Here is a 12,681-nt window from a genome sequence, read left to right as displayed (position 1 = left end):
AGCAATTCATCTCTCGCAACAACATCCAAGCCAGCGGTTGGTTCGTCTAATATCAATAATTTTGCATTATGAGAGATGGCAACCAAAACCTTTAATTTGGCCTTCATACCCGTAGAGAAATCTTTGATCTGTTTATCGAGCGGTAATTGAAATCTTTGTACTTGATCAAGAAAGAAAGATTTATCGAATACGTGATATAAATTTTCTAGTACGGGAATAATATCTTTGATTCTCAAATAACCGCTAAATCCAGAATCGGATAATACAACCCCTATTTTTTCTTTGTCTTCAACTGTTAAATTACGATAATCTTTTTCAAAAATAGAAATGTTCCCGCCATCCGGATAAACTAGTCCTAAAATTGATTTAAAAGTTGTGCTTTTACCAGAACCATTTTGCCCAATCAATCCGGTGATTTGTCCTGTTTTCACTTCCAGTGAACAATCTAAGAAAAAATCCCCATAATTCTTTTTTAAGTTTTTGATCCTTAACATAATTACCCCTCCAAAATCAATTCAAATAATTCTCTTATATCATCATCGCTGATTCCATAGCGCCTTCCTTTTTGGATTGCTTGTTCAAGATCTGTTTCTAATTCTTTTTTCTGTTCTTCTAAAAGAAGTTCTTTATTTGTAGTAGCAATATATGTTCCTTTCCCGTGAACCGTTATCGCAAAGCCCTCACTTTCTAAAGCGTCATATGCTTTCTTCACGGTTAAAGCGCTTATTTTTAATTCCTTAGAAAGGGTTCGAACAGAAGGAAGGGCGTCATTTTCTTTCAGTTTCCCATCTCGTATGAATACCTTTATCTGATCAACAATTTGTTCGTAAATGGGAATCATAGAAGATTTACTGACAATAATATTCAAAATAACCAGCCTCCATTTTTCTATAAACAGTATATAACAGTTCATAACTGTTATCAAGTGTTGTATAGTGTTTATTCTTTAAAAGAAAAAACATGCAAATCGATTAAGAAATGCATGTTATAAGATGTGTATGATCATAAGAATCTTTAAAATCATTCTTTAAGTTAATTGGGTCCTGATTCCGATCATTTAATTTTATTGATCAGCGCCTCTTGTAGTACTTGAGAAAAATTGATGTCCCGTTTACTAGCCTCTTCATTGAGCCATTCGGGAATACTTAAAGTCTTTTTTACCGCCTTATTTTTGTACTTTTTCGCGTAGGCTACAGAGTCGTACGGCACAAGCATCACACTCTCGCCAAGAAAATCCTGCTGAATCTTTTTGATTGGTGATGGTTTATAAAAATCATTATTTTTCCTAAAAATAGAAATTAAAAACTGATAATTTTTAGATTTTATTTTTTCAAAATAAAAAGACCACCCATAATGAGTGATCCTGGTTTCTCTTGGGATAAATTGATTAACGTTTTTGAGAACTCCGAAATCCTATGAAATAAAGGTTTTATGGTATATTTGTTGCTTACCCATTGTATTATCAATACCATTAAAAAACATCCATTCTTCATTAATTATTGCGATCCTCAGAAATTTAAAACCTGAAACAGTTAGAACTGAATAAGTTTTAATCGTATATGATAATCTAGAAGAATCCTTTGTTATATCGAATTTGAGCGTATATGATTAGAATAATCCCGACAAAAATAAAGATTATTGAGATGAAACAGAATGGGTCATTTGTTAGAATTAGCGAAATACGTAATAACGAGTTATTTGTTAATAATAGTGAAATACGCAATAAACAAAAACCTATGCCGCCCAATATGACTCCTAATCCCATATATCTTCCATAACCTTTAACATTGATTACTCGAGTTCGGTTATAACTATGAATTGGTGAGATATCTCCTTTATAAACTTTAATACCCAGCATAATCATACCTATACTTGTAGCAATCCATAAAAAGCTCACTAAAATGGAATACATATTTAATCCTCCTGTTCAAGGTTCTGACTTAAGGTTAAGTTATCGAATAAAGACATAGCTTCATCTTTATCCCACAAGTTAAAAACAACTACACGATCATCGGCAACAAGTTTAATGTAGTAATCCTTATTTTTATATACATATACGTAACAATTCCCTATCCCATTTAAACTTGTTTTACCAGTTAGGAATTCGCTGGTTCCAGTCCCAATTTTAATACCATCTTGCTCAGGAACACTTTCATTATAGAATTGAACAGACTCAATTTCGTCAAGCTTTATAGAAGATGACATATCAGCAATAAACATTAAATAGTCGCCTTGTATCTTTATGTCATACGCTTCACCGGTTGTACCTTTAATATGGGAATCGTATAGGAGGAATCCAACTAGAAAGCAGCCGCACAAAGCAATTATTAAAGTAAAAATACCAATAATTCTTTCCGTCCTTTTATCTACCATAATTGATTAATCTCCTTTTCGATCGTGTCAGATTTTAAAGAATATTATTGATCCAATGCATCATAGTTAACGGAATAATACCTATTTCTTTATCCGTCCTAAAATACACAGAACGTAATCCAGAATAAATTAATCCTACAATACACGCAGAAACTACTCGCACCATATTATGCCCAAGTGGATAGTGATATATTCCAAAAAGAAGAGATGAAATAATAATTGATTTGCTTTTTGATTTGCCGATTTCATAAATCATAGTATACAAAAAGCCTCTAAATATCATTTCTTCTGCAAAAGCAACTAATAGCTGACTAAAAATTAGATAGGCGTTAAAGGAAGGCGGCAAAAAAGAAAATCCTGTCAAAACTAATAGCAATACTAATCCACCAATCAATCCTATACTAAGCTGTTTAAGTAATGTATGCGAAAAAAGGCCAAATTCACTCAATGGCTTACGACTAATCTTAATTCCCACAAAAACACAGGCTAATGAAGCCAAATAAGAAATATTCTGAAGTACCATTTTTGTAAACTGAGAATCAATAATCTGGTATAAATAAATCGTTCCTAGCGTAATTAAAGTCACTAATAGAATAATGAAAATCGTTAGATTATAGTATTTTTTTGCATCTCTTTCCATAAACTCACTATACACTATTATTGGTAAAAATAATAGTCTTGACTTTGGATACAAAAATCAATAAAAAAATCAAATCGTATCAATCGAATCAATCGTATCAGCATGATTCATTTCTATGATTTAATTGACACAATTTTAATTATATAACTCTATAATATAATGACGACATTGGCATCAGCATTAACGGCCGATCAATCTAATACAAAAGCAAAGAAAAATATATAAACTAATACGATCATTCTCATCACATACATAACATTAACATTGTCAACTATTTTTGTTATATTTGTTGCTTTTAATCAATACGTCAAGAGATTATTTTTGCATCTATTGTATTATAAAAATAAAGTCTCAAAAGTTGTAAAAAATCAAATGGTCAAACAATTATTCAGATCCTTATTCCGAAAAATTGAAGAAATTTTTTTCGGAATAAGAAGGCATACCACCAACAAGCATATATTGTTTAAATAGTAACATTGCTTTTTTATGGAATGATTCTTCCAGAGGTTTTCTTTCTTTAAAACAGGTTTTAATGTAATCAATTATTATTTCTTCATTTAATGCATAGCAGAATTCATGAAAATCTAAAGGATACATTGAAATATGTCTTTCTTCAGACGGAATTACAATATTTTTAACATTCTCTTCAATTGAAATTAAAGAACCTGTTTCTATGTAATCATACCTACCATCTAATACTAAATATTTTATGGCAGCTCTTGCTTTAAGAAACATTTGAACTTCACCAAAGATAATGACTGATTTTCGCCTCTCTTATTATACGCAGTATTCATATGAATTAATCTTCCGATTATACGCAAGTTAAATTAACTCAATTATCAGATTATGCGCATATTTATTTAAAAGATTCCATTAAAAAAAGAAGTATCTAAACTTCTCAAAAAGTCTAAATACTTCTCTAATCTTCTCAATACAACGATTAACGTTTTGAGAACTGTGGAGCACGACGTGCTGCCTTTAAACCATACTTTTTACGTTCTTTAGCACGTGGGTCACGTGTAACGAATCCGGCTGCTTTTAATACTGGACGGTAGTCATCACTTGCTTCCATCAAAGCACGTGTTACACCATGACGCATAGCGCCAGCCTGTCCTGTGTATCCACCACCATGTACGTTGATTACAACATCAAACTGATCTAAAGTGTTTGTCAGTTCCAATGGTGATTTTACAACCATACGCAAAGTTTCTAATGGAAGGTATTCTTCCAAAGTTTTTCCGTTGACTTCAATGTTTCCTGTTCCTGGGCGTAAGAATACACGAGCAATAGATTTTTTACGACGTCCTACACCATGATACTGAACGATGTTTGTTTTTGCCATCTTCTATTCCTCCTTATCCTTTCACCTTTAATTCAACAGGTTTCTGAGCTGCATGCGGATGTTCGCTTCCTGCATATACAAACAAATGACCGCGCATTACATCACCTAATTTAGTGTGTGGCAGCATTCCCTTGATAGCTCTTTCTACCCATTCCACTGGATATTTTTCTTTCATTTCTTTGGCAGTACGAACACGCATACCTCCAAAGTATCCAGAATGGTTGTAATACTTTTCTGTGTTTAATTTGTTTCCTGTCATGTCGACTTTGTCGGCATTGATCACAATTACATAGTCACCACAGTCAACATTTGGTGTGTATGTAGGTTTGTGCTTTCCTCTTAATACATGAGCACATGCAGTAGCCAAGCGACCTAAGGTTTGTCCTTCACCATCTACAACGTACCATGTACGTGTTACGTCGGCTGGTTTAGCCATTGTAGTTTGACGCATATTCTTTTCCTCCTTGTTTTGAGCGTTACCGGGGCTCAAACGGCCGAAGATTAGCCAAGTACTATCTTAAGAAAAAAAAAGAGAAAAGTCAATGTTATTCATTGCATTTTCTCTTTATTTATCCGTGCATTTTATTCTTTTTCAATTCTTTGTAATCCACTCGTTTTAACTGATCTACGATTTCGACATCATAATGCGATAAAATATCTCCTGCCTTATTAAATAAGTCTTTGTCTAATCCTTTCGGACTGTGGGCATCCATCCCTATGATTGCCTTATTGTGAAGCTGAGAAGCAATCTCCCAAAACCGCGGCTGAGGATAAGTCGTAAAGCCAAATTGTCTGGTCTTTTTAAATCCATAGACATTGAATTCCAAAGGAATATCCATTTTTTTGGCCAGTTTACAGATTTCATAATAGTCCTCTTCTAATTGAGGGGTCCAATCGATTCCATTTATAAAGATCAGTTCAGGATGCGCCAGACAGGAGTACATTCCGGTCTTCAACCCTTCTTTTACCGTATCGATATAAGGCTGAATGTATTCTGAAGAGCACTCGCCAAAGTAAACGCCGGTTTCATCGGTCAGATGAAAATGATTCCCAAAAATCAAATATTCTATGTTTTTATCAATAGAAAAATCCAATAACCATTCCATATACTCCGGAAAATATTCCGCTTCCAGACCACATTGTATTTCAATTTGATTCTGATACTTTTCTTTCAGATTCAAAATACTGTTTTGATAATCGTCGAATTGATTTTCCATCATTCGCATATATGGTTGATATGCGCTTTTATACCGCCAACAAGTGTGATCGGAAAATCCTAATGTCGAATACCCTTGTCGGATGGCTTCTTTGACATAATCTTCATCACTTCCTTTGGCATGGCGGCATCGATATGTATGAGTATGATAGTTTTTCATTTTCAATATCTCACCTCTACTAAATACAGTCCCTGAGCAGGGGCGTTATAGCGACATGCCTCTTTATCTCTTTGATCCAGTATCTCTTTGACTTTCTCAGGAGCAATGGAATGCCGGCCCACCTCAATAAGTGTTTGTACCATCATTCGGACCTGATACCGTAAAAAACCGTTTCCGTCAAAGATAAAATAGATATCCTTTCCTTTTTCTTCCATTGTGATGGCTTTGATGTTACGAACACGCGGTTTTCGCGGATCGATCCGGCCATTGGAAAAGCTGGTAAAGTCATGTTCTCCAATCAGATAACAAGCGCCTTTGACCATGGCATCCATATCCAGTTTCTGATAGATGATCCCTTTATAGTGATAGGCAAAAGGATCGTATCGATCATAAGTTGCGATATACATATACCGTTTTGACTTACAAGAAAACCGAGCATGGAAATCTTCCGGCATCGCCTGGGCATCCAGAATTCGAATATCCAAAGGCAGCAGAGCATTTAAAGCCGGTACGTACCGGGAAGGCTCTATCGCTTCATCGGCTTCAAAATGAAAAACCTGGCCTAGGGCATGAACTTTGGCATCGGTTCTGCCGCTGGCAACGACATCTGTCTTACGTTTATGAATTTTTTCTAGTGCCTCTTCAATGATGGTTTGAATTCCCAAAGCGTTGATCTGTTTTTGCCATCCCGCATAATTCTGTCCATCATAAGCAACTGTACATTTAACGATCATGCCTCTACATTCCTATTTTTGTGATACAAATAAAGATACATATTCCCAGAATACATATGCTTCCTGTCATGCCGACAATATCCAGCCCTGTCATTTTCAAGACTTTATAACGTGTTCTTTTTTTATTCGGATCATACCCGCGTGCTTCCATCGCATTGGCCAGCTGCTCTGCCCGATCAAAACTCGAAACAAACAAAGGAACGATCAAAGAAAGGATCGAAAATACCTTTTCCTTTAATCCTCCGTTTTCAAAATCAACCCCCCGGCTGGCCTGTGCATTCATAATGCGCTGTGTTTCTTCAATCAAAGTAGGAATAAATCGCAAGGCAATGCTGATCATCATTGCGATAATATGAGCCGGAACCCCGATTTTCTCAAAAGGTTTCAAAAGTTTCTCAATGCCCAGCGTCAGATCCAAAGGCTTTGTGGTCGCTGTCAGGATCGTTGTCAGCACGATCATAAACATCAAACGAACCACGATATACAAAGTCTGATAGATCGCATCGGAATAGACAGTAAACCATCCCCATTGGATCCATGGAGTCCCTGTCTTGATCACAAGAACATTGACTACCAGTAAAAAAATCATCATCCAAAATATGGGCTTCATGGCTCTTAAAGCATAGCTGATCTTAAGTTTAGAGATCATTAAAGAAAAAAGTATAAAGAGCCCAATCGCCACATATCCAAAAACTCCCGCTGGAATAAAGATTGCGATCATCAAAAGTAATAAAATCAAGATCTTAGCGCGAGGATCCATCCGATGAACGGACGAGTTCAAAGGCATATAGCGCCCTAAAGCGATATTATTCATGGATCATCACCTGCCCTTTGATGCATTGAATCAACTCTTCTTCATTCAAAATTTCATCAGGAATCACAAATCCTTTTTCCTTGAGCATCACTTTGAGACGCACAATGGCCGGCGGATTGATTCCCACTTCCATCATCCATTCCGGATGTTCAAAGAACGTTTTCACATCACTTTCCTGAAGAACTTTTCCGTGATCTAATACAACGACATGGTCGCAATAGCGCATAACATGTTCCATATCATGAGAGACAAGAAGAATCGTTTTTTTCTGTACCTGGTTCAATTCCATAAAAAGGGACATCATTTCCTTAGCTCCTTGTGGATCCAGTCCCGCTGTCGGTTCATCCAAAACTAAGACCTTGGGGTTCAAAACCAGAATGCCGGCAATCGCAACACGGCGTTTCTGTCCTCCGCTCAGTTCAAAAGGAGAACGTTGCAGATAGCTTTCATCCAAGCCGACCATTGGCAAGATCTTGCGAACCAGTTCATTGGCATTTTCTTCCGTTTCACCAAAATTCTTTGGTCCAAAGGCGATATCTTTTTCAATTGTTTCTTCAAACAGCTGATATTCCGGAAACTGAAATACCAAACCGACTTCTTTGCGAAGCTGTTTGACATCTTTGATTTTTAATAAAGGCTGAATATGGAATCCGCAAATATCCAAACTTCCTGCACTGGGAATCAAAAGTCCATTCAAATGCTGGACCAAAGTGGATTTCCCAGATCCGGTCTGTCCGATGATGGCAGTAACTTTCCCTTCCGGAATCGACAGATCGATTCCATGCAAGGCTTTATGTTCAAACGGAGTATCCGTATTATATACGTGTTCCAAGTGGTTTATTTCAATTGCCATAGCTGATCCACCACCTCATCCAATGTACATACTTTTTTATCTGTGATATTTTCATCAACCAGTTTTTTAGAGATTTTCAATGCGAAAGGAATATCCAATTTCATTTCTTCCAACTCTTTTTCATGTTCAAAGATTTCCATAGGCGTGCCCGTTAAACGAACAACACCATCTTTTAACACGATAACAAAATCACTTTGTGCCACTTCTTCCATATCATGAGTAATCGACAAGATCGTCCGGTCTTTTTGGGAGTGCAAAGCCTTGATCTGCTTGTTGATGCTGGCCTTGCCCTGAGGATCCAGCATACTTGTAGACTCATCGAATATGATGATTTCCGGTTCAATGGCCAGAATCCCTGCAATCGCAACGCGCTGTTTCTGGCCGCCGGACAGCTTGGTCGGCTCACTGTTCAAATAATCCTGCATCCCTACTTTTTTTGCGGACTCTTCTATGATAGTCTGCATTTCTTTTTGAGGAACGCAATGATTTTCCAAGCCAAAGGCAATATCGTCGGCCACCGTAGATCCAATAAACTGATTGTCGGGATTTTGAAATACGATTCCCACATGATCTCTTAGTTCGTATAAACTGGCTTCATTCAGCTCTTTTCCCAAAATTTCGATCGTTCCCGTTTTAGGTTCCATCAAGCCAATCAGAAGCTTGGCAATCGTACTTTTCCCTGATCCATTGTGCCCGATGATCGTCGTGTAGCTTCCTTTGGGAATCGAAAAAGAAACATTTTTTATCACATCGGTTTGTCCATCATAGGAAAAACTAAGATGATTTACGCGAATGGCATCCATTGGACATTCCTCCTAACTTGTTCATTATATCGAAAACAACGGTGCATTAAAAGAGATTTAAGACTCTTTTTCCTTCTGCATTTTCTTCATCAATCGTTTAAATTCAATAATAAACAAAGTAGCGGTAGTCATTACTGCAACGGTATCGGCTATAGGTTCTGCCAAAAATACCGCAAACACTTTATCTTCTAGAAATAAAGGCAAAATATAAATCAAAGGGATCAGCAACAATATTTTACGTAGGATTGCCAGAAAAGCACTGACCTTGGAATTTCCAAAGGCCACAAATGTCTGCTGACAGGAAATCTGAATTCCCATCAGGAAAACGCAAGCCATATAAATTCTTAATGCCCAGCACGTGATTTCAGTCAACGCTGGATCATTGGTAAAGATCGATACAAATAATCCAGGAAACAACTGGATCAGTCCCCACATGATCAAAGCATAGGTAAAGCAGCAAATCGTTTGAAGCTGAAAAGCTTTCTTTACCCGCCCGGCAAGATTGGCTCCATAATTATAACTGATGATAGGCTGACCGCCCTGTGTCAATCCCTGTAAAGGCAACAAAGTAAACTGCATGACACTGGATAAGATCGTCATGGCTCCCACCGCCATATCGCCACCGTATTTTAATAAAGATGAATTTTGACAAAGAACTAGAACACTTTCGGTGGCCTGCATCAAAAAAGGAGCGACTCCCAATGCGATACACGGCAACAAGATTTTCCTTTCTATTCTCATATTCTCTTTTTTTAAACGAAGCACAGTGGAAGAAGAGCGTAAAAACCAAATAGCCCATACTGCACTTAAAGCTTGTGACAGAATCGTAGCCAAAGCCGCACCGGGAACCCCCATATCAAACACAAAGATAAAAAGGGGATCCAGTATGATATTGGTGATGGCTCCAATACAAACTGTAAACATGCTGATCATAGAAAAGCCCTGACAGGAAATGAAAGCATTCATACCCAGAGTCAATTGGACAAAGATCGTCCCCATTGCATATATACGTATATACGACTGGGCATAGCCTATCGTGTTGGCACTGGCTCCAAACAAATACAAGAGAGGCTTGTCAAAAATAAAAATCAAAGCGGTTAATACAACTGAAATCAAACAAAGAGAAACAAAACTGTTTCCCATGATCTTTTCGGCCATCGCATTATCCTTTTTTCCCATATAGATGCTGGCACGAGGCGCTCCACCCATTCCAAACAAATAAGCAAACGCACTGATGATCATGATCAATGGAAAGCAGACACCAACCCCTGTCAGGGCCGCACTTCCTATTTCAGGAATGTGTCCAATATACATACGATCGACCATATTATAAAGCGCGTTGACAACCTGGGAAGTAATGGATGGAACCGCAAGTATCCATAATAAACGACCGATTGATTCTTTTCCTAAATCAACTTCTCGAGATAGTGTTAATTTCATCATTCCACCTCTGATTTCTTATAATCGCATAGAAAAGCTTACTCTTAAAAATGAAAAAAGACAAGATTCGAATCTTGTCTAAGCCAAAAAATCTTCGTTGATGTTCTCCTCTTTTTTTGGAACGTCCACTACAACCGTATCCTCTTCTTCCGGAAGCAAAAATTCATCTAACTCTTTCTGTCTCTGGCGGTCCAGATGAAGTTTCGCAAGAACCGCGGTTACCGCAGCCGCAACGGCAGCTGCTGCCAATAAAAATTTGATCCACTTTTTCATATTATTTCCTCCTTGCCAAGGCGATGCCATCGCCAATGTCATAGAATTCTACATGGAAATCCTCTAAACTCTCTAAAAAGTCATGATATTCTTTGATTTTCCGAACCAACCGTTTCGTATTACGATTCTGTGTTCTTTCCGGATGTTCAACCAATCCATGAAAATTCATATTGTCTGTAATGATTATACCATGTTCATTCAGCAAGGGAGAATATTTATTAAAAAACCGTGTGTATTGTGCTTTGGCCGCATCAATGAAGATGCAGTCAAAAGTTCCTTTTATCATAACTTCCAGGGCATCCCCTTCAATTAAAGTGATCTGGTCTTCCAGCCCCATTTCTCGAATGTTTTTTTTCGCCTCATGGATCATTACCGGATCCCTTTCAATCGTTACAACTTTGATTGTTTCATCCATGGAAGCTATTTCGATGGCAGTATGAGCAATGGCCGTACCGATTTCGAGGAACGATTGACAACCATATTCCTTAAATTTCTGTTTTAGAAACATAAGTCCTTCTTCCTGAATGATAGGAACCTGATTTTGATAAGCAAATTCTTTGATTTCCTTGATGTTGTTCATAGTTCACCTTAAGAAAAAAGAAGTAGATTGCTCTACTTCACAAATTTCACGATCGCCATTGGTGCTGCATCCCCTTTACGGATACGTGTCTTGATCACCGTCGTGTATCCGCCGTTGCGGTCTGCATAACTTGGCCCGATCTCGTTGAACAGCTTCTGTAATGCCGTGGTTCCCTGGTCATCCACTTCCACATTGCGCACATAGCTGGCTGCCTGTCTTCTGGCATGCAGATCATTGCGCTTTGCCAAAGTCACCAACTGATCCATTACGGCACTCAGTTCTTTTGCCTTCATTTCTGTTGTCTCGATCTGTCCGCTTTCGATCAGTGAAGTCGCCATGTTTCTCAACAAAGCTTTTCTATGATCGGCGGTACGTCCTAATTTACGATTCCACATATGACTTCCTCCTACTCATTACTAGACTTGAAGCTTAATCCAAGTGAATAAATTTTGTCTTTAACTTCTTTTAGACTCTTCTTTCCAAGATTCCGAACATGGATCATTTCTTCTTCTGTTTTTTGCGTCAGCTCTTCAACCGTCGTGATCCCCGCTCTCTTTAAGCAGTTATAGGAACGAACAGACAGCTCAAGATCTTCGATCATCTTATGCTGAACTGAAGAAACATCTTCAACCTCATCATTTTCAATCTCATCGACATGCTCCAACTTTGCTTCGTCAATGTCTTTTAAGATCATAAAATGATCACGCAGGATCTTTGAACCAATGGATAAGGATTCCGATGGTTTTAAACGGCCATCCGTTTCAATTTCCATTGTTAAAGTTTCTGTATCGTCTGGATTTACATCCACGCTATAAGCTACTTTTTTAACTGGTGAATATAAAGAGTCTGTATAAATAATTCCCAGAGGTTGTCCTTCATTTTGATACAAATTTTTATTGATATCCGCTCTTATAAATCCACGGCCTAAACGAGCCTGCATTTCCATATTGAAATGAGCACCTTCAGCCAATGTACAAATGACAAGATCCGGATTTAATACATCAACACCGGTAGGGCATTCGATATCCGCTGCTGTGATGACACAAGGTCCACTCTTACTGATACGCAGTGTATATACATCGTTATCATGAATATCAATTTTCAATAACAGCTGTTTTACATTCAGAATGATCGTAGCTGCATCTTCTTTAACCCCTTCAACACCAGTAAACTCATGATAGATTCCATCAATGCGAATACTGAATACAGAACCACCCGGTAAAGAAGAAAGCAACACACGGCGCAGTGCATTTCCCATTGTAGTCCCAAAACGGTTCTGTAATGGTGTGAAAACAAATTTTCCGTATGTATTTGTATCTTCAATTGTTTGAATGCTATAGTTTGCCATTGGGACACCTCCTATTTTTGTGTTTAAATTCTATCCACGAGGTCGTTTTGGCGGACGACATCCATTGTGTGGAATTGGGGTCACATCATTGATCATCGTGATGCT

General features: G+C 37.7%; 18 protein-coding genes. All 18 read right to left on the bottom strand.

Annotation, left to right across the window (positions count from 1 at the left end):
* The coding region (locus Q0K03_RS05350; protein ID WP_297238507.1) for an ABC transporter ATP-binding protein at positions 1 to 494 on the bottom strand (494 nt) is incomplete at its 3' end.
* 2 nt (positions 495 to 496) lie between these two features.
* Entirely contained in the window at positions 497 to 868 is a 372-nt protein-coding gene (locus tag Q0K03_RS05345) for a GntR family transcriptional regulator (protein WP_297238505.1), read from the bottom strand.
* Between the two features lie 1,046 nt (positions 869 to 1,914).
* Positions 1,915 to 2,373 (bottom strand): hypothetical protein, encoded by a 459-nt coding sequence (locus Q0K03_RS05340; protein WP_297238503.1) that lies wholly within the window; start codon positions 2,371 to 2,373, stop codon positions 1,915 to 1,917.
* 34 nt (positions 2,374 to 2,407) lie between these two features.
* Positions 2,408 to 3,013, bottom strand: a complete 606-nt coding sequence (locus tag Q0K03_RS05335) for a CPBP family intramembrane glutamic endopeptidase (RefSeq protein ID WP_297238501.1) — start codon at positions 3,011 to 3,013, stop codon at positions 2,408 to 2,410.
* Positions 3,014 to 3,409: 396 nt separating this feature from the next.
* Complete coding sequence (locus Q0K03_RS05330) at positions 3,410 to 3,769, bottom strand: AAA family ATPase (protein ID WP_297238511.1); 360 nt, start codon at positions 3,767 to 3,769, stop codon at positions 3,410 to 3,412.
* A 184-nt stretch (positions 3,770 to 3,953) separates the two neighbouring features.
* The gene (gene rpsI / locus Q0K03_RS05325) at positions 3,954 to 4,355 is read right to left on the bottom strand and encodes a 30S ribosomal protein S9 (protein WP_297238499.1); all 402 of its coding nucleotides are present in this window, start codon (positions 4,353 to 4,355) and stop codon (positions 3,954 to 3,956) included.
* Between the two features lie 13 nt (positions 4,356 to 4,368).
* Positions 4,369 to 4,806: a 50S ribosomal protein L13 gene (gene rplM / locus Q0K03_RS05320; protein WP_297238497.1), complete on the bottom strand. Its 438-nt coding sequence runs from the start codon at positions 4,804 to 4,806 to the stop codon at positions 4,369 to 4,371.
* Between the two features lie 118 nt (positions 4,807 to 4,924).
* A complete protein-coding gene (locus Q0K03_RS05315; RefSeq protein WP_297238495.1) occupies positions 4,925 to 5,731 on the bottom strand; it encodes a histidinol-phosphatase in 807 nt (268 codons plus the stop codon).
* A 2-nt stretch (positions 5,732 to 5,733) separates the two neighbouring features.
* Positions 5,734 to 6,465 carry a tRNA pseudouridine(38-40) synthase TruA gene (gene truA, locus Q0K03_RS05310; RefSeq protein WP_297238493.1) on the bottom strand — a complete coding sequence of 244 codons (732 nt, stop codon included), beginning with the start codon at positions 6,463 to 6,465 and terminating at the stop codon, positions 5,734 to 5,736.
* 4 nt (positions 6,466 to 6,469) lie between these two features.
* On the bottom strand, positions 6,470 to 7,279 hold the full coding sequence (locus tag Q0K03_RS05305; protein ID WP_297238491.1) for an energy-coupling factor transporter transmembrane protein EcfT: 810 nt from the start codon (positions 7,277 to 7,279) through the stop codon (positions 6,470 to 6,472).
* Entirely contained in the window at positions 7,272 to 8,132 is an 861-nt protein-coding gene (locus Q0K03_RS05300) for an energy-coupling factor transporter ATPase (protein WP_297238490.1), read from the bottom strand. The genes Q0K03_RS05305 and Q0K03_RS05300 overlap by 8 nt, the downstream gene beginning before the upstream one ends.
* Entirely contained in the window at positions 8,117 to 8,935 is an 819-nt protein-coding gene (locus Q0K03_RS05295; RefSeq protein ID WP_297238488.1) for an energy-coupling factor transporter ATPase, read from the bottom strand. The genes Q0K03_RS05300 and Q0K03_RS05295 overlap by 16 nt, the downstream gene beginning before the upstream one ends.
* Before the next feature lie 57 nt (positions 8,936 to 8,992).
* Positions 8,993 to 10,375, bottom strand: coding sequence for an MATE family efflux transporter (locus tag Q0K03_RS05290; RefSeq protein WP_297238486.1), 1,383 nt, complete (start codon positions 10,373 to 10,375; stop codon positions 8,993 to 8,995).
* A gap of 78 nt (positions 10,376 to 10,453) precedes the next feature.
* On the bottom strand, positions 10,454 to 10,648 hold the full coding sequence (locus Q0K03_RS05285) for a hypothetical protein (protein ID WP_297238483.1): 195 nt from the start codon (positions 10,646 to 10,648) through the stop codon (positions 10,454 to 10,456).
* 1 nt (position 10,649) lies between these two features.
* A complete protein-coding gene (locus Q0K03_RS05280; protein WP_297238481.1) occupies positions 10,650 to 11,228 on the bottom strand; it encodes an O-methyltransferase in 579 nt (192 codons plus the stop codon).
* Positions 11,229 to 11,260: 32 nt separating this feature from the next.
* Positions 11,261 to 11,623, bottom strand: coding sequence for a 50S ribosomal protein L17 (gene rplQ / locus Q0K03_RS05275; RefSeq protein WP_297238479.1), 363 nt, complete (start codon positions 11,621 to 11,623; stop codon positions 11,261 to 11,263).
* An 11-nt stretch (positions 11,624 to 11,634) separates the two neighbouring features.
* Positions 11,635 to 12,576: a DNA-directed RNA polymerase subunit alpha gene (locus tag Q0K03_RS05270; RefSeq protein WP_297238477.1), complete on the bottom strand. Its 942-nt coding sequence runs from the start codon at positions 12,574 to 12,576 to the stop codon at positions 11,635 to 11,637.
* Positions 12,577 to 12,606: 30 nt separating this feature from the next.
* Positions 12,607 to 12,681: 30S ribosomal protein S11 (rpsK, locus tag Q0K03_RS05265; RefSeq protein WP_297238509.1), on the bottom strand; the 75-nt coding region annotated here is incomplete at its 5' end.

It is taken from the genome of uncultured Faecalicoccus sp. (genome assembly GCF_944327125.1).
Lineage (GTDB): Bacteria > Bacillota_I > Bacilli_A > Erysipelotrichales > Erysipelotrichaceae > Faecalicoccus.
Note: the sequence above shows the minus strand (reverse complement) of the source record. Positions and strands in the feature narration are given on the sequence as shown.